At 60.8% G+C, this 19,219-nt stretch carries 17 protein-coding genes; 7 read left to right on the top strand and 10 right to left on the bottom strand.

Annotation, left to right across the window (positions count from 1 at the left end; all coding sequences use genetic code 11):
• Positions 1–17: 17 nt before the first annotated feature.
• Positions 18–851, bottom strand: a complete 834-nt coding sequence (locus DA373_RS05560) for a CvfB family protein (protein WP_107851343.1) — start codon at positions 849–851, stop codon at positions 18–20.
• Between the two features lie 250 nt (positions 852–1,101).
• On the opposite strand from DA373_RS05560, the gene DA373_RS05555 reads away from it, so the two are divergent.
• Positions 1,102–2,982 carry an SLC13 family permease gene (locus DA373_RS05555; RefSeq protein ID WP_107851342.1) on the top strand — a complete coding sequence of 627 codons (1,881 nt, stop codon included), beginning with the start codon at positions 1,102–1,104 and terminating at the stop codon, positions 2,980–2,982.
• Between the two features lie 14 nt (positions 2,983–2,996).
• Positions 2,997–3,263, top strand: a complete 267-nt coding sequence (locus DA373_RS05550) for a DUF3081 domain-containing protein (protein WP_107851341.1) — start codon at positions 2,997–2,999, stop codon at positions 3,261–3,263.
• A 164-nt stretch (positions 3,264–3,427) separates the two neighbouring features.
• Here the strand turns inward: DA373_RS05550 and dbpA are convergent, their stop codons facing one another.
• From dbpA to glnD, 3 genes are all read right to left on the bottom strand, one after another.
• A complete protein-coding gene (gene dbpA, locus DA373_RS05545) occupies positions 3,428–4,807 on the bottom strand; it encodes an ATP-dependent RNA helicase DbpA (protein ID WP_107851340.1) in 1,380 nt (459 codons plus the stop codon).
• A 163-nt stretch (positions 4,808–4,970) separates the two neighbouring features.
• Complete coding sequence (gene dapD, locus DA373_RS05540; protein ID WP_107851339.1) at positions 4,971–6,002, bottom strand: 2,3,4,5-tetrahydropyridine-2,6-dicarboxylate N-succinyltransferase; 1,032 nt, start codon at positions 6,000–6,002, stop codon at positions 4,971–4,973.
• 52 nt (positions 6,003–6,054) lie between these two features.
• Positions 6,055–8,685, bottom strand: a complete 2,631-nt coding sequence (glnD, locus tag DA373_RS05535) for a bifunctional uridylyltransferase/uridylyl-removing protein GlnD (RefSeq protein ID WP_107851338.1) — start codon at positions 8,683–8,685, stop codon at positions 6,055–6,057.
• A gap of 116 nt (positions 8,686–8,801) precedes the next feature.
• Here glnD and DA373_RS05530 point away from each other — a divergent pair, with 116 nt between their 5' ends.
• Positions 8,802–9,395, top strand: coding sequence for a YqaA family protein (locus tag DA373_RS05530; RefSeq protein ID WP_107851337.1), 594 nt, complete (start codon positions 8,802–8,804; stop codon positions 9,393–9,395).
• 435 nt (positions 9,396–9,830) lie between these two features.
• Here the strand turns inward: DA373_RS05530 and cspD are convergent, their stop codons facing one another.
• Positions 9,831–10,046, bottom strand: coding sequence for a cold shock domain-containing protein CspD (cspD, locus tag DA373_RS05525; protein ID WP_107851336.1), 216 nt, complete (start codon positions 10,044–10,046; stop codon positions 9,831–9,833).
• A 328-nt stretch (positions 10,047–10,374) separates the two neighbouring features.
• Between cspD and clpS the strand changes: the two genes are divergently transcribed.
• Positions 10,375–10,692, top strand: coding sequence for an ATP-dependent Clp protease adapter ClpS (clpS, locus tag DA373_RS05520; protein WP_019934184.1), 318 nt, complete (start codon positions 10,375–10,377; stop codon positions 10,690–10,692).
• Positions 10,693–10,740: 48 nt separating this feature from the next.
• Positions 10,741–12,993, top strand: coding sequence for an ATP-dependent Clp protease ATP-binding subunit ClpA (gene clpA / locus DA373_RS05515; RefSeq protein WP_107851335.1), 2,253 nt, complete (start codon positions 10,741–10,743; stop codon positions 12,991–12,993).
• 243 nt (positions 12,994–13,236) lie between these two features.
• Here clpA and infA read toward each other — a convergent pair whose 3' ends face one another.
• From infA to DA373_RS05495, 4 genes are all read right to left on the bottom strand, one after another.
• A complete protein-coding gene (gene infA, locus DA373_RS05510; RefSeq protein ID WP_014291892.1) occupies positions 13,237–13,455 on the bottom strand; it encodes a translation initiation factor IF-1 in 219 nt (72 codons plus the stop codon).
• 69 nt (positions 13,456–13,524) lie between these two features.
• Positions 13,525–14,235 carry an arginyltransferase gene (locus DA373_RS05505; protein WP_107851334.1) on the bottom strand — a complete coding sequence of 237 codons (711 nt, stop codon included), beginning with the start codon at positions 14,233–14,235 and terminating at the stop codon, positions 13,525–13,527.
• A complete protein-coding gene (aat, locus tag DA373_RS05500; RefSeq protein WP_107851333.1) occupies positions 14,232–14,930 on the bottom strand; it encodes a leucyl/phenylalanyl-tRNA--protein transferase in 699 nt (232 codons plus the stop codon). The genes DA373_RS05505 and aat overlap by 4 nt, the downstream gene beginning before the upstream one ends.
• 14 nt (positions 14,931–14,944) lie before the next feature.
• On the bottom strand, positions 14,945–15,115 hold the full coding sequence (locus DA373_RS05495; protein ID WP_107851332.1) for a CopG family transcriptional regulator: 171 nt from the start codon (positions 15,113–15,115) through the stop codon (positions 14,945–14,947).
• A gap of 107 nt (positions 15,116–15,222) precedes the next feature.
• Between DA373_RS05495 and dauA the strand changes: the two genes are divergently transcribed.
• Positions 15,223–16,962 (top strand): C4-dicarboxylic acid transporter DauA, encoded by a 1,740-nt coding sequence (gene dauA, locus DA373_RS05490; protein WP_107851331.1) that lies wholly within the window; start codon positions 15,223–15,225, stop codon positions 16,960–16,962.
• A 153-nt stretch (positions 16,963–17,115) separates the two neighbouring features.
• Here dauA and trxB read toward each other — a convergent pair whose 3' ends face one another.
• Positions 17,116–18,069 carry a thioredoxin-disulfide reductase gene (gene trxB / locus DA373_RS05485; RefSeq protein WP_107851330.1) on the bottom strand — a complete coding sequence of 318 codons (954 nt, stop codon included), beginning with the start codon at positions 18,067–18,069 and terminating at the stop codon, positions 17,116–17,118.
• Between the two features lie 601 nt (positions 18,070–18,670).
• Between trxB and lrp the strand changes: the two genes are divergently transcribed.
• Positions 18,671–19,174, top strand: coding sequence for a leucine-responsive transcriptional regulator Lrp (gene lrp, locus DA373_RS05480; RefSeq protein WP_019935522.1), 504 nt, complete (start codon positions 18,671–18,673; stop codon positions 19,172–19,174).
• Positions 19,175–19,219: the final 45 nt, after the last annotated feature.

Raw genomic sequence — 19,219 nt, 5'->3', positions numbered from 1 at the left:
TCCTCACATTTTCCGTCTCACGGCTTTGCCAGCCGGATCCCGTCCGCTTCAATCACGACTTTGCCCTGCTTGTACAGGCCGCCGATGGCTTTCTTGAAGGTGCCCTTGCTGATGCCGAACTGGCGGTAGATGGTGTCGGGATCGGTCTTGTCGCTCACCGGCAGGCTGCCGCCGGCGGCTTCCAGCCGGGCCAGCACCTTGTCTGCCGCCTCGTCGGTCTTGCCCGGGCCGGGTTTGAACAGGGTCAGATCCAGCTTGCCGTCGTCCCGCACCTGCTTGATATAGCCGCGCAGGCTCTTGCCCATGGGCAGGCGCTCGGGCAGCTCCGACTTGAACAACTGGCCCCAGTACTTGCCGTCCACCACCGCCTTCAGGCCGAGCGGGGTGCCGGCCACGATCAGCAGGCTGACCTCATCGCCGGCCCGGTAGCGGGGAGTGTCCTTGTCAAGAAAGGGCTCCAGCTTGCTGGTGGCCACCATGCGGCCCTCGTGATCCAGCGACAGGCGCACCACATAGTGCCGGCCTACCTGCATGGGCTGGGCCTGATTGCGGGCGGGCACAAAAATGTCTTTCTTCATGCCCCAGTCGAGAAAGGCCCCCAGACGGTTGACCGTGACCACTTTCAGTGAAGCAAACTGGTTCACCCGGGCCTTGGGGCGGCTGGTGGTGATCACCGGCTCCAGATCGGCATCCAGGTAGACGAACACCTCCACCTCGCCACCGGGACGACAGCCGGCGGGCAACTGGCTTTTGGGCAGAAACAGCTCACCGAAGTCGCCGCCGTCCAGCCAGCCGCCCTTGTCGTCGAGCCGCAGCAGGGGCAGGGAATTGTTGTCACCAAGCTTGATCATGAGGTCACCGTCATCGTCAAAAACAGCGATCTTAGCCTGCCCGTGTCACAAACACCACGACGATGGCAACCGCGATTACGTTAATCCGTTTTACGCCTTTATATTCAAGCTATTATCATTTTTCTGTTGTCAGCCGCCGGGGCCGGGCTGCTACACTCGGGCAAAATCTGTCGGTGTTCCGGTTCCGGTTAAAGGGAAGGTTCCGGTCGCCATGGTGGCACGGGATGTGCCCATTTCAGGAGCGGAAATCATGGATCAGGCGCAGATCACCATTCTTGCCATTCTGGTCGCCACCGTGGGCATGTTTTTGTGGGGACGCTGGCGGCACGATATGGTGGCCGCCGGCGCGCTGCTGGCCTGTATTCTCACCGGCCTGGTGCCCGCCGAGGTGGCCTTTGAGGGACTGTCTCATCCGGCGGTGATCACCGTGGCCTGTGTGCTGGTGCTGAGCAAGGGGCTGCAAAGCTCGGGGGCGGTGGATGTGCTGGCGCGTACCTTTCTGCCCAGTCAGTCCGGCCCCGTGCTGGCCATGGTGGCCCTGACCGGGCTGGGGGCTGTGCTGTCGGCCTTTATGAACAATGTGGGGGCGCTGGCGCTGCTGATGCCGGTGGCCCTGCAAATGGCCCGTCGGCAGCAGTTGCCGCCGGGCCGTATTCTGATGCCCCTGGCCTTTGGCACCATACTGGGGGGCATGACCACCCTGATCGGTACCCCGCCCAATCTGATTGTCTCCGGTTTTCGCCAGGCCAGCGGCGCCGAAGGTTTTGGCATGTTCGATTACACGCCGGTGGGGCTGGCGGTGGCCGCTCTGGGGGTGGCCTTTGTGACGCTGGTGGGCTGGCGGCTGGTGCCCGAGCGCAAGCAGGCGGGCATCGAAGGCTTTGAGTCCGGCGCCTACATTACCGAGGCCCGGGTGCCGGTGGGCTGCAAGGCGGAAGGACTTACGCTGCGGGAGCTGGAGCTGGCGCTGGTGGAGGCCGATGCCCAGGTACTGGGGCTGGTGCGTAACGAGGTGCGGGTCATGACACCCAGCCCGCGCCGGCGCATCCGGGCCGGCGATATTCTGATGCTGGAAGCCGAGGCCGACACCCTGTCCCATGCCCTGTCCAGCCTGGGGCTGAAGCTGGAAGAAGCCCAGGCCACCAAGGAAGAACGACAAAAGGAAAAAGAGAAAGAGAAAGAAAAGGACAGCGCCGGTGCTGATACGGCTGTCGAAAACAACAGCGAAGAAAAGCCCCAAAAAGACAGGAAGGAAAAAAAGGACGACGGCTCCGACGAAGTGATGCTGATGGAGCTGGTGATCCTGCCCAGCTCCGAGCTGCTGGGGCGCACCGCCCGGGGCATTCAGCTGCGTTCCCGCTTTGGCGTCAACCTGCTGGCAGTATCCCGTCAGGGCCAGCGCTCCTTCAAGCGGCTGCGGGCACTGGCCTTTCGCGCCGGGGATCTGCTGCTGATGCAGGGTTCGCCCGAGCTGATTGCCGAATTTGCTTCGGCCACCGGCTGTGTGCCCCTGGCGGAGCGGGATCTGCGTATTCCCGACAAGAAAAAGGCGCTGACCGCGGCCGGCATCATGGCGGCCTCGGTCACGGTGGCGGCCCTGGGCTGGCTGCCGGCGGCGGTGTCTTTTGCCGCCGGGGTGCTGGCGTCCATGGTGTTTCGCACCGTGCCACCCCGCTCGGTATACAACGCGGTCGACTGGCCGGTGGTGGTGCTGCTGGGAGCGCTGATCCCGGTGGCGGATGTGATGGAGACCAGCGGTACTGCCCGTCTTATCGCCTCCCTGTTGCTTGATGGCATTGCCCAGGGCAGTGCGCTGGTGGCCCTGGTGCTGATCCTGGTGGTGACCATGACGCTGTCGGATCTGATGAACAACGCCGCCACGGCCGCGGTCATGTGCCCCATTGCGCTGGGGGCCGCCAACCAGCTGGCGGTCAGCCCGGATCCCTTTTTAATGGCGGTGGCCATTGGCGGCTCCTGTGCTTTTCTTACCCCCATCGGCCATCAGAACAATACACTTATTCTGGGACCAGGTGGTTTTCGCTTTGGTGATTACTGGCGGCTGGGGCTGCCCCTGGAGCTGCTGGTGGTGGCTGTCAGCGTGCCCATGTTATTGTGGGTATGGCCGCTTTAAACAAGGAGAAACAGATGCAGAACGAACTGGACAACCGCGTTATTCTGGAAGTGTTCGACAAAATCCGCCGCTTTGGCGAGCCCTATGAAGACGGCCATATGCTGGAAGGCATAGTGGCCAAAAGCGACTTCGACGGTTACAGCGTGGTGCTGGAAGGCAGCGGCGTGACCCTGCAGCTCAATTTTCACCAGAGCTACCACTTCGACTACGCCACCAATGGCCTGAAGGAGCAGTTTATGGCCAAGGTAGACTATATTCACCGCAACTTTAACGAGTCATAACGCCCCCCGGCGTTAAACCAGACCCTTGAGGTCTTTTGTAGCTGCCGCTTTAGCCGGCAGGGCCTGTGCAACAGGCCTTGAATACACCGTTGTTTGCGAATTTGCGCCGGCTAAAGCGGCGCCTACAGGCCCGGCAGGCAATAAGTGCATGATTAACCCGGCGGTCAGCCCAGGCGGCTGGCCCGCACGCTGCGGCCCTTTATTTTGCCCTGCTGCAAATGCCGCAGCGCCTGCCGGGCCACGCTTTTGTGTACCGCCACGTAAGACTGCATTTCGGTGATGTCGATCTTGCCCACCTGATCACCGGCAATGCCGGCATCCCGGGTGAGGGCGCCGAGAATGTCGCCGGCGCGGATCTTGCTCTTGCGGCCGCCGGCAATATTCAGGGTGACCATCTCCGGCTGGCGCGGCGCGGCCCGGTCATTCAGGGCGTCCAGTGATCCCTGCGCCATGGGCGCCTGCTGATATTCCTCGATCATATTGACCCGAAAGGCTTCCTGCGGGCTGTACAGGCTCAGCGCCAGTCCCTGCTCACCGGCGCGGCCGGTGCGGCCAATGCGATGCACATGCACTTCGGGATCCTGGGTGATGTCGTAGTTGATCACCGCCGCCAGCTCCTTGATGTCCAGGCCACGGGCGGCCACGTCGGTGGCCACCAGAATATTGGCGCTGCCGTTGGCAAAGCGCACCAGCACCTGATCCCGCTCCCGTTGCTCCAGATCCCCGTTCAGCGCCAGGGCGGCAAAGCCCAGGCCGTTAAGGTGATCGGCCACTTCCTGACAGGCCCGCTTGGTATTGCAGAACACCACCGCCGAGGCAGGGGCGTAATGAGCCAGCAGGGTGGCCAGCGCGGCCTTGCGCTGCTCAAGGGTGGTTTCAAACAGCAGCTCCACGATATTGTCGCGGTTGTGCTCATCGGCCACCGTTATGGTGTGTGGCTGACGCTGCAGGCCCCGGCTCAGTTCGGCAATGCCCTCGGGGTAGGTGGCGGAAAACAGCAGGGTCTGGCGTTCGGCGGGGGCAAAGGCCACCACCTTGCGGATATCGTCGGCAAAGCCCATGTCGAGCATGCGATCCGCCTCGTCCAGCACCAGGGTGTGGAGGGCATCCAGGTTCAGGCTGCCCTGTTGCAGGTGCTTGAGCATGCGTCCCGGGGTGCCCACCACGATATGCGCACCAAACCCCAGAGTGGCGGTCTGGGCCGCGGTGGGCGAGCCGCCGCACAGCGACACCAGCTTGACGTTGGCCATGGCCCGGGCCAGCTTGCGCAGCTCCCGCGCGACCTGATCCGCCAGCTCCCGGGTGGGGCACAGCACCATGGCCTGCACCTGGTTCAGGCTGACGTCCAGCCGTGACAGCAGGCCCAGACCAAAGGTCAGGGTCTTGCCGCTGCCGGTGCTGGCCTGGGCGATCACATCCTGGCCACTCAGCACCAGAGGCAGGCCTTGAGCCTGAATGGGGGTCATGCGGGTGTATTCCAGGCTGGTCAGGTTATCGAGCAGGGTCGGCCCCAGGGGCAGGGTGGAAAAATCGGTATTGGTCACGGAAGGCTTCGCTGTATCAGGAAATAAATAGTGCCGGAATGGCGGGCGCGCATCATAGCAGAAAAGTGCGGCGAGTGGTGGTTTTGTGGGCGGCGAAGACAAAAACGGCGCCGTACCAGACAGCGCCGTTTGTTCCGTTACCCTTGCGCTCCGGAAACGGGGATCAGTTATGCTTGTGCAGCTCGGCGTTCAGCTCGATGGCGGACTTGTTGGTCTTCACCTCAATGCGGCCGGTCTGGGAGTTGCGACGGAACAGCAGATCCGGCTTGCCGGCCAGATCGGCGGCCTTCACGGTCTGCACTTCATTGTTCTGATCGTCCAGCACGGTCACCTTGGCGCCGGCGGTGATATACAGACCGGACTCGATGGTGCAGCGATCACCCAGCGGAATGCCCAGGCCGGCATTGGCGCCCAGCAGGCTGCCTTCACCCACGGAAATGACGATATTGCCGCCACCGGACAGGGTGCCCATGGTGGAGCAGCCGCCACCCAGATCGGAACCGTTGCCCACTACCACACCGGCGGAGATACGGCCTTCCACCATGCTCACACCCAGAGTACCGGCGTTGAAGTTGATAAAGCCTTCGTGCATCACGGTGGTGCCTTCACCCACGTGGGCGCCCAGACGAATGCGGGAAGCATCGCCGATGCGTACGCCGGCGGGGACCACGTAGTCGGTCATCTTGGGGAACTTGTCCACGGAGTTCACGCTGATGGTGCGGCCCTGAGCACGGGCCTGCAGCTGGCGCTGGGCCAGCTCGTCCACGGCAATGGCGCCTTCGCTGGTCCAGGCCACGTTGGGCAGCAGACCGAACATGCCGGACAGATCCAGACCGTGGGGCTTGACCAGACGGTGCGACAGCAGCGCCAGCTTGAGGTAGACCTCGGCGGTGCTGGCGGGAGCGGCGTCGGTTTCCAGAATGGTAACCACCAGCGGCTGGCTGGTGCCTTCCAGGGTGTCGGCGATACTGGCCTGCTGTTCGGCGCCGGCAGCGCGGAAGGCCGCGGCCAGGTCGCTCAGCTGAGCGGCATCGAGTTCGATGGCGGCATTGCCACCCTGGTAGCCGGTCTTTCCGGCAACGGCCTTGATCAGTGCCTCGCTGGCGTTCAGCAGCGGCTGGTTATAATAAACCTCCAGCCATTCTCCCTTGGCGGACTTGGTGCCCACGCCCAGACCGAAAGCAAAGTTTGCCATGGTGTTCACTCCGTTAATTTTGTTGCTTTTCCTGAAATTGATGCACCTTTTATCACATTTTGTCCTCGTGGTTGAGCTCATCCACCAACTTTTCTCGCAATTGCGCCTGCTCCTGTTCAGTTAATGGCCGATCCTCGCTGTTGGTGAGACTGAAAAAGTCTTCCACCCGTTCGCCGATGGTGGTGATCTTGGCGGCGTGAAGGTTCAGCCCCAGGTGACTGAATACGGAGCCAATACGGGCCAGCAGGCCGGGGGTGTCGAGGGCAATCAGCTCCATCAGGGTGCGTTTGCTGGGGCGGGCCGGCTCCAGAAAATGCACCCGGGTGGGCACATGAAACTCCCGGTGGCGGCGTGATGGCGGGCGAATGCGCACCACGGGGGCGGTGTTGCTGTCCAGTGCCAGCGCCAGATCCTGGCACAGCTCGCTCAGCCGGTCGCCGCTCACCGGCTGGCCGTCGGGCTCCAGCACAATAAAGGTATCCAGCGCAAAACCGTCTTTTGAGGTCATGATCTGGGCATCGTGAATATTGAGGTTCTTCTGGCCCAGCGCCGCCGCTACCCGGCCAAACAGGTTGGGAGAGTCGGGGCTGTAGATAAACAGCTCACTGCCGCCCCGGCCCGGCTGCTGGCTGATCTGCACCAGCGGCAGGCGGCTGTCGCCATGGGCCAGAATATGCCGGCTGTGCCAGGCGATCTGCTCCGGACTGTGACGCAGAAAATAATCGGCGGGAAAGCGGGTCCACAGCGGCTTGACCTGCTCATAGGGGGTGTCCAGATGATCCAGCAGCCGGCGGGCCTGCTGCTGGTTTTCGCGAATGCGCAGGCGCAGATCCGGCGGGTTTTCCAGCCCCCGGCGCAGGGCCTTCTGGGTGGCAAAATACAGTTCCCGCAGCAGGCTGCCCTTCCAGTCGTTCCACAGGGTGTCGTTGGTGGCGCAGATATCGGCCACGGTCAGGCAGTAGAGAAAGTCCAGATGCAGCTCGTCCCGTACCTGAGTGGCAAACTCGCGGATCACCTCCGGGTCGTGAATGTCCCGGCGCTGGGCGGTGACCGACATCAGCAAATGCTGGCGCACCAGCCAGGACACCAGGCGGGCGTCGGAGCGGTCGAGATCGTGCTGCAGGCAAAAGGCCAGCGCATCGTCGGCGCCCAGATCGGAATGATCGCCGCCCCGGCCCTTGGCAATATCGTGAAACAGACCCGCCAGCAGCAGCAGCTCGGGCCGGCGCAAGCGGTTGCTGATCTCATGGCAAAGGGGATGGCTGCGCCTGCGATCCGCATCGCGGAACCGGCCGATGTTCTTCAGCACCCGGTGGGTGTGCTCGTCCACCGGGTAGGCGTGAAACATGTCGAACTGCATCTGGCCGACAATCTTGTTCCACTGGGGAAAATAGGCCGCCAGCACGCCGTAGCGGTGCATCAGGGTCAGCGCCAGCCGGCCGCTGCCGGGGTGGCGGAGCAGCATCATGAACAACCGGCGGCAATCGGCCCGCTCGCACAGATAACCGCTCAGGCCGCGGCGGGCCTCGCGCAGCTGACGCAGGCTGGTGGAATAGATGCCGGTGATCTGGGAGTGGACGGCCATCTGGTAAAACAGCCGCAAAATGGCCGCCGGCTCCCGCAGAAACAATTCGGGATCGGCCACGTCAATCAGTCGCCCGCGCAGCCGGAACTCCGGGGTCAGGCTTTTCACATCCATGGCAATGTGGCCGAGAATGGCCTCGTCAAACAGCTGCAGCAGCAGCTCGTTGAGTTCGGCCACCCGGCGCACCGTCTGGTAATAGCGCTTCATCATGCGCTCAATGGGCTCATTGCCCTCGCCGGCATAGCCCAGGGCGGTGGCCACGGCGCGCTGACGATCGAACAGCAGCCGGTTGTCGGGCCGGCGGATCACGGTATGCAGGGCAAAGCGCAGCTTCCACAAAAAGGTCTGGCAGTCCTGCAGCTCCTCGTATTCCGCCTCGCTGAGAAAGCCGTGGCTGACCATTTCTCCCAGGGTGGTGGCGCCAAAGTGACGGCGGGCCACCCAGCTGATGGTCTGAATGTCGCGCAGACCGCCGGGGCTGTTCTTGATGTCCGGCTCCAGCTTGTAGCTGGTGTCCCGGAACTGGCGATGGCGCTGCTCCTGCTCCTGGCGCTTGGCTTCAAAAAAGGCCTGGCTGGGCCAGAACCGCGCCGGCGCCGTGGCCTGGGTAAGCCCGGCAAAGGTGTCATAGCAACCGGTGATCAGCCTCGCCTCAATCAGGTTGGTGGCCACGGTAATGTCCTGCTCGCCCTGGGCCACGCACTCGGCTACCGAGCGTACGCTGTGGCCCACCTCCAGATGCAGATCCCACAGCTGGGTCACAAAGTCTCCGATGCGTTCGCTCAGGCCGTCGTTCAGCTCTTCACGGCTCAGGATCAGCAGATCGATATCGGAGCAGGGGTGCAGTTCGCCCCGGCCATAGCCGCCCACCGCCACCAGTGCCAGCTCCGGCTGCCGGTGCAGGCCATGGCGGGTCCACAGCCCGGTAAGCAGCTGATCCATATGCTGGGAGCGGGTGCACACCAGCTCGTTGATATCGTCGCCGGCATCAAAGCGCTGTTCCAGCCAGCTCTGCAGGCGGGCCAGAATGTCCTTGCAGCGGGACAGGGTCAGTTCATCGGGCGACAAAAGAGCGGGGGCGAGCAGGTTGGCTTCCATCGGGTGCATTCCATTGGGGGCGTGTCAGTCTTTAACTTAACAAAGCCCGGTAACGGGGAAAAGCGCGCCGGCATCTGGCACACTGGAAAACCTGATCCCATTGCGCTGGAGGGTGCTTGACCGAAGCTCATGAGCAACTGCCGACCTGGCTGAAAAAGGTGACCGGCTCGGGCTGGCTGCTGCCGGTGGTGTTTGTGGCCTCGTTGCTGGAAGCGCTGATCCTGCCCATACCGCTGGAGCTGCTGCTGATCCCGCTGATGCTGATTGAGCGGCAGCGCCTTTGGCGGCTGGCGGCGGCGGCTCTGGCCGGCTGCCTGTGCGGCGCCCTGCTGGGCTATGGCCTGGGCGCCTGGCTGTTTGACGGTCCGGGGCAGTGGCTGCTGCACAGGGTGAATGGTCAGGAAACGTTTGAAACCTTCAGTGAGGAGCTGGCAGGCAACGGCTTTATGGCCATTGTCATGGTGGGCATCACGCCGGTGCCGTTTCAGGTGGCCATGCTGGCCGCCGGCGCCGTGAGCTATTCCCTGGTGCTGTTTATGCTGGCCTCGGCCATTGGCCGGGGCATTCGCTATTTCGGACTGGCGCTGCTGGTGCGCCTGACCGGCGAGCGGGCATTGCAACTATGGCGGCATCATGCCCAAAAAGTGGGTTTTGCCCTGCTGGGGCTGGCCTTGCTGGGCTATGGCCTCAGCCACTGGCTCGGCACCTGAGACAAATTGCAGAAAACGATCGCCATGCGAAGCGGCAGCGCGGTTGCGCTCCGCCGACACGCTTCCAGCCCATCCATGGGACGCTCGGCAAATGCCATCCCTGGCATTTGACGGTCGGCTACGGCAATCCCCGCTGCCACTTCGAGCAACATCGGCGCTGCCTGTATGCGGTCAGTCAGTTCCGAGTATCCGAAGGAGGGCAAAGGGTGTCTGCTTCGCCGTGCCCTCTGCGCCAGGGATGGCGCAGCGGAGCCCCCATGGATGGGTTCACGGCGTGCCGGAGAAGCAGTGCGCTTTGGCCGACGAAAGTGCACAGTACAGCAAACGGCAAGAACTTGTGGCCAGAAGAGTGGCTCGGCACCTGAAGTGCAACAACGAAGAAGGGGCGCCGGAGCGCCCCTTGCTTACTGGGAATGATTGTCTTCCCGTGCTTTATTATGCAGGCTGTGCCTCGGGGATAATGCTGACCGCATGATTCCCCTTGGGGCCTTTTTCTATTTGGTAGCGAACGACCTGCCCCGCCTTCAGAGTCCGGTATCCCTCCATCTGAATGGTGGAAAAGTGAGCGAATACATCTTCGCCACCTTCTGCGGGGCAGATAAAACCAAATCCCTTGGCATTGTTAAACCACTTAACCGTTCCGGTTGTCATACTCGTGCATCCTTTTACTCAAACATCCTAAACAACATTGAGAAAGTGGCAGTGGCCAATTATAACTACAGCGATTTTCGCCGGATGCGGCCATTCAGAAAGCTTCATACGAAGCTTTCTGACTGCCAGTTAACCACTCTAGAGCAACCGGTGGGGGAGTCAAGTGCTGCGTCTGTGAAGCGCTGACTGCAAGCACAAAAGCCGTCTGCTCCCCCTGGCTGCAGTTGACAGCAAGGTTACAGGCGGTAGGGTGGAATCAGGAATGCGACAGAGCGACCGCGAGTCTGCTTTGGTAGCAGGATTCAATAGTGTGATTTAGAGTAAATATATGGGCAGGAGAACACAGCATACCCTTGATGACAAACTGAAGGAGGCGGAAGAAACCGCGCTGCAACCCCCTCCTATGTACAAGGTCATCTTGAATAATGATGACTACACCCCCATGGATTTTGTTGTGGAAGTGCTGCAGAAGTTTTTTTCCATGGACATGGACAAGGCCACCGAAGTGATGTTGTCGGTTCACTATCAGGGAAAGGGGGTCTGTGGCGAATTTACCGCAGAAATTGCGGAAACCAAGGTAGCGCAAGTGAACAAGTTTGCCCGTACGCACGAACATCCGCTGTTGTGCACCATGGAGCAGGCGTGAAAATAACCCGAAACACGGGGTTATCGACGTTTTTTAGGGGAGGTGCCTATGTTGAACAAAGATCTTGAGAGCACGCTGAACGACGCCTTCAACGAAGCCCGTCGCTCTCGTCACGAGTTCATGACGGTGGAGCACCTGTTGCTGGCCCTGCTCGACAATCCGGCGGCCAGGGAAGCGCTGCAGGCCTGTGGTGCCGATATGGATCAGCTGCGCCGTGAAACCCACAGCTTTATTGAACAGACCACGCCGTTGATCCCCGTGGGGGACGATGAAATCGAAACCCAGCCTACCCTGGGTTTTCAGCGGGTGCTGCAACGGGCGGTGTTTCATGTGCAGTCTTCCGGCAACGCCGAAGTCACCGGCGCCAATGTGCTGGTGGCCATCTTCAGTGAGCAGGAGTCCCAGGCGGCGTATCTGCTGAAAAAGGTCGGCGTGGGCCGGCTCGATGTGGTCAATTTTCTGTCTCACGGCATTCGCAAGGACGGCGAGCAGGAAGAATCCTCTTCCTCCCAGAAGGAAGAGCAAAGTGACGAGGCCGCCAGCAACCAGACCGAAGGTTTTGTCATCAACCTGAATCAGTGGGTGAAGGAAGGCCGCATCGATCCGCTGATCGGCCGTGATCAGGAGCTCAACCGCACCATTCAGGTATTGTGCCGCCGGCGCAAGAACAACCCCTTGCTGGTGGGAGAAGCCGGGGTGGGTAAAACCGCCATTGCCGAAGGCCTGGCCTACCGCATTGTGCATAACGATGTGCCGGAGATCATCGCCGGCAGCACCATCTACTCCCTCGACATGGGCTCGCTGCTGGCGGGCACCAAATACCGGGGGGATTTTGAAAAACGCTTCAAGGCGGTGCTCAAGCAATTTGAAAAGCAAAAGGGCGCCATTCTGTTTATCGACGAGATCCACACCATTATCGGTGCCGGCGCCGCCTCCGGCGGTCAGCTCGACGCGGCCAACCTGCTCAAGCCGTTGCTGTCCAGCGGGCAAATCCGCTGTGTGGGCTCCACCACCTATCAGGAATACAGCCAGATCTTCGAGAAAGACAGGGCCCTGGCCCGGCGTTTTCAGAAGATCGACATTCTGGAGCCGTCCGTCGATGATACCGCCAAGATACTGCAGGGGCTGAAAACCCGGTACGAATCCCACCACGATGTGCGCTACACCAGCAAGGCGCTGCGGGCGGCGGCGGAGTTGTCGGCCAAGTACATCAACGACCGGCACCTGCCCGACAAGGCCATTGACGTGATCGACGAGGCCGGCGCCCAGGTGCGCATGCTGCCGCCGTCCAAGCGCAAGAAGACCATAGGGGTGGGCGACATCGAGGCCATTGTGGCCAAGATTGCCCGTATTCCGGAAAAGTCCGTGTCCAGCTCCGACAAGGAGGCCCTGAAAAACCTGGAGCCCAACCTGAAAATGGTGGTGTTTGGCCAGGACAAGGCCATTTCCGTGCTCACCGACTCCATCCGCCTGACCCGGGCCGGCCTGGGTAACGAAAAACGTCCCATCGGCTCTTTCCTGTTTGCCGGCCCCACCGGGGTGGGTAAAACGGAAGTCACCCAGCAGCTGGCGCGCATTCTCGGCATTGAGCTGATCCGTTTTGACATGTCCGAATACATGGAAGCGCACACGGTATCACGGCTGATTGGCGCCCCTCCGGGCTATGTGGGCTTTGATCAGGGCGGCCTGCTCACCGATGCGGTGATCAAGCACCCTCATGCGGTGCTGCTGCTCGACGAGATTGAAAAGGCGCACCCGGATGTGTTCAACATTCTGCTGCAGGTGATGGACAACGGCACCCTCACCGACAACAACGGCCGCAAGGCGGACTTCCGCAATGTGATCCTGGTGATGACCACCAACGCCGGGGTGCAGGAAACCGTGCGCAAGTCCATCGGCTTCCAGCAGCAGGATCACAGTCATGACGCCATGACCGAAATCAACCGCACCTTTGCGCCCGAGTTCCGCAACCGGCTCGACCATATCATCTGGTTCAACCACCTCAATATGGACGTGATCCACCGGGTGGTAGACAAGTTTATTGTGGAGCTGCAGGCCCAGCTGGACGCCAAGGGCGTGTCGCTGGAAGTGAGCGAGCCGGCCCGCCACTGGCTGGCGGAAAAAGGCTACGACAAGTCAATGGGCGCCCGCCCCATGGGCCGGGTGATCCAGGAGCAGCTGAAAAAGCCGCTGGCCAACGAACTGCTGTTTGGTGAACTGGTCGGCGGGGGATCGGTGCGGGTGACCCTGGAAGGGGACGAGCTGCACTTCGAGTTTCAGTCGGAAGCATCCATGGCGTAATACCAATGACATTACGTAAATGATGTGGTTTCGGCCCGGCTGTAGCTGCCACTTTAGTCGGCAGGGCCTGTGCAACAGGCCTTGAAGACACAATGGTCTTCAGGTTTGCGCCAGCTAAAGCGGCGCCTACAGGCGCCGGGCATTTTTTCTTCCAGCGTAAACAAAACGTTGCCTGGCGATACAGGGCGATGGATCGCCCCTGGCTGTTTAAGCCTGTGCCTTAACCGAAACGGGGGGAGTGGTTCAGCGGGAGCGGAAGACGATGCGGCCCTTGGACAGGTCGTAGGGAGTCAGCTGGACAGTGACCTTGTCACCGGTCAGGATACGGATGTAGTTTTTGCGCATCTTGCCGGAGATGTGAGCGGTGACCACATGGCCGTTTTCCAGCTCAACGCGAAACATGGTGTTGGGCAGGGTTTCCAGAATGGTCCCCTGCATTTCGATACTGTCTTCTTTAGCCATTGAGTCCTCTTGTTAACGCAGGCAATAAAACGGCTGGGATCATGCCGGATTTCGCATTCAGTGTAAAGTTTATGCTCCGTCTTTCATCGTTTGCCACTGGCCATGGATCAGCCTTTGATGGGGTCGGAAATGTTGTTTGTAATTCATTTTCCGGCAGCCATCTACCTGGTAGCCCAGATAGAGCCAGTGCTTGTTCAGATTTTTAGTCAGCTGGATCTGGCTGAGAATGGCAAAGGTGCCCAGAGAGCGGTGCTCTTCGTCCGGGTCATAAAAGGTATACATGGCGCTGAGCGAGTCGCTCAGCAAATCGGTAACCGCCACCGCAATCAGGCGGTTGCCGGCGCGAAACTCCATAAACACGGGGGGCAGCCAGTGGCACAGCAGAAAACCTTCATACTGCTGGCGGCTGGCAGGATACATGCTGCCATCCTGATGGCGCTGATTAATATAGTGCCGGTACAGCTCGAAATACTCGGGTTTGTCGTGCTCGCTGAGCACCATGCGCAAATCCCGGTTTTTGCGCAAGATGCGTTTCTGACTGCGCCCGGGCACAAAATCGGCCACCGCAATGCGCAACGACTCGCAGGCCTGGCAGGCCTGGCAGCGGGGCCGGTAAATATCGGAGCCGCTGCGGCGAAACCCTGCGGTTAACAGTTGCTCATAGCCCTGCGGGCAAAGCAGCTCCCGGTCGAGCAGCACCAGCAGTTGCTCCAGCCGCCCCGGCAGGTAACTGCAGGGGTGTTTGGGGGTGAGCCCCACTTTCAGATTCACTTCCCTCATAGGCTCAGTTCACTCGGTTGCCAGCAGCGGGCAGAAATGGGCGCGTGTTGCAGCTCTTTGAGTTTATGCAGAAAGCGGGATCTGGGCCAGCTTGTCACTCCCAGGCTCTGCAGGTGCGGATTGGGCAGCTGGCAGTCGACAAGCTCACCGCCGTGAGCGGCAAAGTGCCGGCACAGCCCCAGCATGGCCAGCTTGGAGCCGTTGCTCACCCGATGAAACATGGACTCGCCGCAGAACAGCCGGCCCAGGCCAATGCCATAGAGCCCGGCCACCAGCCGCTGCCCGTCCCATACTTCAACGGAATGGGCATGACCCATGTGATGCAGCCGGCAGTAATTGCGTTCAATATCGGGAGTGATCCAGGTGCCGGGGCCGGCTTCGCGCAGCTCCCGGCAATAGTGGATCACTTCCTCAAAGGCGTGGTTTACCGTCAGCCGGTAGCGCTGCCGGCGCGCCAGTTTGGCCAGACTGCGGCTCACGTGAAGCTCACCGGGCACCAGCACGGCCCGCGGGCTGGGTGACCACCACAGCGGCGGCTGGGATTCGTCAAACCAGGGAAAAATGCCCATGCGGTAGGCCAGCAGCAAGCGCTCGGGGCGCAGATCGCCGCCCACGGCGAGCAGGCCTTCGGGATCATCCAGCGCCGTGCTGGGGTCGGGAAACCACAGCCGTTCATCCAGTTGCGTCAGATACATATGCACTCACAGTCTCAGGAGGACGACTTCTGCCACTCTTCGCCGGTTTTCTGCTCGATATATTCGCGAATAAACTGGCGCACCTTCTGGGACGGCGTCACGTCTTCCTCGGCACAGAGCCGTTCAAACTGCGCCTTTTTACGGGGATCGATCAGCAGGGTCAGGCGGGCGGTACGTTGTTCCATACAAACTCCATTATCATCATATGTTAATCACATTAACATTGAATGCGCCAGTGATGGGAATACAATCATGGTTAATGCCTGCACCAACTCATTTTCCGGAGTCAGCCATGTCCCACCGTGCTCATCTGTTTTCCCTTCGCCCGGGCCACGCCATCAGCGCAAGCTGCCTGAATGAGCCCTATGGCCGGCGGCACTTTGTCAGGGACCTGCTGGCCGGGATCACGGTGGGCATTATCGCCATTCCGCTGGCCATGGCCCTGGCCATTGCCAGCGGTGTGGCGCCCCAGTATGGCCTGTATACCGCCATTGTCGGCGGCTTTGTCATCGCCCTTGCCGGCGGCTCCCGGCTCAGTATTTCCGGTCCCACGGCGGCCTTTGTGGTGATCCTCTATCCCATTGCTCAGAGCTATGGACTGGGCGGCCTGCTGCTGGCCACCCTGATGGCCGGCGCCATGCTGGTGGTGATGGCGCTGCTGCGGCTGGGCCGGCTGGTGGAATACATTCCCGAGCCGGTGGTGCTGGGCTTTACCGGTGGCATCGCGGTGGTGATTGCCGGGCTGCAGCTGAAGGATGTGTTCGGCCTGACGCCGGCCAGCCTGCCCGAGGGCTTTTTGCCCCGGCTGGGCACACTGGCGCTGCATTTGCCACAGCTGCACTGGCCAAGCCTGCTGGTGGCTGCCCTTACTCTGGCCATCATGCTGCTCTGGCCCCGGCTGAAAACCGGCATACCGCCCCACCTGCCGGCGGTACTGCTGGCCAGTCTGGCGGCAGTCTGGCTTAACCGGCAGGGGCTGGATATTGATACCATCAGCAGCCGCTTCAGTTATGTGCTGGCCGATGGCAGCCAGGGCGCCGGCATTCCGCCTGTGCTGCCGGCCTTTATCTGGCCCTGGCAACAGCCCGGGCCGGACGGCAGCGCCATCGGGCTGAACTGGCAGCTGGTGCGGGATCTGCTGCCGGGCGCCTTTGCCATCGCCATGCTGGGAGCGATTGAATCTCTGCTGTGCGCCGTGGTGCTGGACGGCATGACCGGCCAGCGCCACAGTGCCAACAGCGAGCTGCTGGGGCAGGGCATCGGCAACCTGGTGGCGCCGTTTTTTGGCGGCATTCCCGCCACCGCCGCCATTGCCCGCTCGGCGGCCAACTTCCGGGCCGGGGCAGTATCACCGGTGGCCGCCATGGTGCATGCCCTGGTGGTGCTGGCCGGGCTGGTGCTGCTGGCTGCCTGGCTGGCGTATTTACCCATGCCGGCCATGGCGGCGCTGCTGCTGGTGGTGGCCTGGAACATGAGCGAGGCCCCCAAGGCGGTGCACTTTTTTAAAACCGCCCCCAGAGGCGATGTACTGGTGTTTCTCACCTGTTTTTCACTCACCATTGCCTTTGACATGGTGATCGCCATTACCGCCGGCATGTTGATGGCCATGGTGCTGTTTGTGAAAAATATCGCCGACATGACCCGGGTGATCGACATTTCCCGGCATGAAAGAATGGTGCCCGGTGAGCTGCCGGCGGGCTGGGTGGTTTACAAGATCAACGGGCCGCTGTTTTTCGCCGCCGCCGACAGCGTGTTCAGCGAGCTGGCGCTGCTGACCCGGGAGCACAGGGGAGTGGCGCTCTATATGGATGCGGTGCCGGTGCTGGATGCCGGCGGTCTGTCGGCGATGAATCGCTTTATTGAGGCCTGCCGGGCTCAGGGCACGGAAGTGGTGATGGCCGATCTGCAGTTTCAGCCGCTGAAAACCCTGGCCCGGGCCGGCATGGCGCCGGTAACAGGCGAGCTGTCCTTTTATTCCACCCTGCAGCAAGCGCTGGAATACGTGCAGCAACCCCGCTCGGCAGTGGCCTGAGCAGAAACTGCGCAGCAGCAGTAGGTTGCAATACCTCGCTCCCACGCTCCCGCGTGGGAGTGTATATCGGATTAGCTGACGTTTTTGCTTGTCTTACCGGTATGCATTCCCACGCAGAGCGTGGGAACGAGTTGGACCTACGGGCTTTCAGCTTTACAGCTGGGCGTCCAGGTAGCGCTCGGCGTCGAGGGCGGCCATGCAGCCGGTGCCGGCGGAGGTAATGGCCTGGCGATACACGTGATCCATCACGTCGCCGGCGGCAAACACGCCTTCAATGCTGGTCTGGGTGGCGTTGCCGTGCAGACCGGACTGCACCTTGAGGTAGCCGTTTTCCATCTCCAGCTGACCTTCAAAAATGCCGGTGTTGGGCTGGTGGCCGATGGCGATAAAGACGCCGGCCACATCCAGCTCTTCGGTGGCATCGGACTGAGTGTCCTTCAGGCGCACGCCGGTCACACCCATGTCGTCGCCCAGTACTTCGTCCAGGGTGCGGTCGGTGTGCAGCACAATATTGCCATTTTCAACCTTGTCCATCAGCCGGTCGATCAGGATCTTCTCGGAGCGGAACTGGTCGCGGCGGTGAACCAGGTGCACCTCGGCGGCGATGTTGGACAGATACAGCGCCTCTTCCACGGCGGTGTTGCCGCCGCCCACCACGGCCACCTTCTGGTTGCGGTAGAAAAAGCCGTCACAGGTGGCGCAGGCCGATACGCCGCGACCCTGAAAGGCTTCTTCCGACGGCAGACCCAGATACTTGGCAGACGCACCGGTGGCGATGATCAGGGCATCACAGGTGTATTCGCCGGTATCGCCCTTCAGGCGGAACGGGCGCTGGGTCAGCTCCACGCTGTTGATATGGTCAAATACGATTTCGGTTTCAAAACGCTCGGCATGCTCTTTCATGCGCTCCATCAGCGCCGGGCCGGTCAGTCCTTCCGCATCGCCGGGCCAGTTTTCCACTTCGGTGGTGGTGGTCAGCTGGCCACCCTGCTGAATGCCGGTCACCAGCACCGGGCTGAGGTTGGCCCGGGCGGCATACACGGCGGCGGTGTAGCCGGCGGGGCCCGAGCCCAGAATAAGCAGTTTGGCGTGTTTGGCTTGACTCATAATTTCTCCAACCTTGGCAAATGGGCGACGATTTTGGTCCCAGATTGTAGGGGATAGAGAAAATGGAATAAAGCACTGTGCAAGCGTGCTGCCGGCGCTGGCGACGCCCCGGAAGGGAAAATGGATTATAACGAATAGTTATGCAGTATAACTCCATTTTATTTGGTGTGACGGAGGGCGATAAAAAACCGGTATAAAATACTGCCCACTACTCGGTTATCAGGGGTTTATCAGAAAGGGGCTTTGGGTATATGCTGGCTTTCAGCAGTATCAGCCAACTGTCTTTAAGTGGAAGTTTCAAGATGGCTTGCAGGGGAAATAGCTGTGAGCATCGATATAATCTGGAATTTGGCACTTTTTTGCTGTTTTCAACAAACACTTGTGCTACCGGTTTCCCATTTATCATGTTAAGCTTCTGTTTGCTGCTCTTCTGTATATGTAATCAATAAATTCATATTTTTATTTTATTGTCGCAGCCTGTCGTGGCATGAAGCAACGACAACCAAGCCTGAGCAGGCGGAAGGCGAGCCCCCGGGGCATGGCCCGATGCCGACCAAGTCCAGTATCAAATAAGTGGAATGTACCTAAAATGAGCCAAAGGATGGATGAAGTGTTGGATGCAAACAATCGGCCCCTCAAGGAGCTCGATCGCATCGACCGCAACATACTCAACGAGCTGCAGCAGGACGGCCGTATTTCCAACGTGGAGCTGTCCAAGCGCGTAGGCCTCAGCCCCACCCCCTGTCTTGAGCGGGTGCGCCGGCTGGAGCGCCAGGGGTATATCGAAGGCTACACCGCCATTCTCAATCCCCAGTTTCTTGATGCCTCGCTGCTGGTGTTTGTGGAAATCACCCTGAACCGCGGCACCCCGGACGTGTTTGACGAGTTCAACGATGCGGTGCAGAAGCTGGAAGAGATCCAGGAATGTCACCTGGTGTCCGGTGATTTCGACTACCTGCTGAAAACCCGGGTGGCCGACATGTCCGCCTACCGCAAGCTGCTGGGGGAGACCCTGCTGCGCCTGCCCGGGGTGAACGACACCCGCACCTATGTGGTGATGGAAGAGGTCAAGCAGAGCAACCGTCTGGTGATCAACACCCGTTAAGCTGTGCTATTTTGTCCGGCTCTGGTATTTTTATGCCGGCGGGAC

This window comes from Oceanimonas marisflavi (assembly GCF_003049725.1).
GTDB classification, from domain to species: Bacteria; Pseudomonadota; Gammaproteobacteria; order Enterobacterales; family Aeromonadaceae; genus Oceanimonas; species Oceanimonas marisflavi.
The sequence above is the reverse complement of the archived record's forward strand: the minus strand, read 5'-3'. Positions and strand labels throughout refer to the sequence as shown.

Bases quoted from the DNA above. Each gene is read 5' to 3' on its own strand.
- clpS (WP_019934184.1), top strand. From the start codon at position 10,375: ATGGGCAGGAGAACACAGCATACCCTTGATGACAAACTGAAGGAGGCG.
- DA373_RS05550 (WP_107851341.1), top strand. From the start codon at position 2,997: ATGCAGAACGAACTGGACAACCGCGTTATTCTGGAAGTGTTCGACAAA.
- infA (WP_014291892.1), bottom strand. From the start codon at position 13,455: ATGGCTAAAGAAGACAGTATCGAAATGCAGGGGACCATTCTGGAAACC.
- trxB (WP_107851330.1), bottom strand. From the start codon at position 18,069: ATGAGTCAAGCCAAACACGCCAAACTGCTTATTCTGGGCTCGGGCCCC.
- clpA (WP_107851335.1), top strand. From the start codon at position 10,741: ATGTTGAACAAAGATCTTGAGAGCACGCTGAACGACGCCTTCAACGAA.
- dauA (WP_107851331.1), top strand. From the start codon at position 15,223: ATGTCCCACCGTGCTCATCTGTTTTCCCTTCGCCCGGGCCACGCCATC.
- glnD (WP_107851338.1), bottom strand. From the start codon at position 8,685: ATGGAAGCCAACCTGCTCGCCCCCGCTCTTTTGTCGCCCGATGAACTG.
- cspD (WP_107851336.1), bottom strand. From the start codon at position 10,046: ATGACAACCGGAACGGTTAAGTGGTTTAACAATGCCAAGGGATTTGGT.
- DA373_RS05495 (WP_107851332.1), bottom strand. From the start codon at position 15,115: ATGGAACAACGTACCGCCCGCCTGACCCTGCTGATCGATCCCCGTAAA.
- DA373_RS05505 (WP_107851334.1), bottom strand. From the start codon at position 14,235: ATGAGGGAAGTGAATCTGAAAGTGGGGCTCACCCCCAAACACCCCTGC.
- aat (WP_107851333.1), bottom strand. From the start codon at position 14,930: ATGTATCTGACGCAACTGGATGAACGGCTGTGGTTTCCCGACCCCAGC.
- DA373_RS05555 (WP_107851342.1), top strand. From the start codon at position 1,102: ATGGATCAGGCGCAGATCACCATTCTTGCCATTCTGGTCGCCACCGTG.
- DA373_RS05560 (WP_107851343.1), bottom strand. From the start codon at position 851: ATGATCAAGCTTGGTGACAACAATTCCCTGCCCCTGCTGCGGCTCGAC.
- dapD (WP_107851339.1), bottom strand. From the start codon at position 6,002: ATGGCAAACTTTGCTTTCGGTCTGGGCGTGGGCACCAAGTCCGCCAAG.
- lrp (WP_019935522.1), top strand. From the start codon at position 18,671: ATGGATGAAGTGTTGGATGCAAACAATCGGCCCCTCAAGGAGCTCGAT.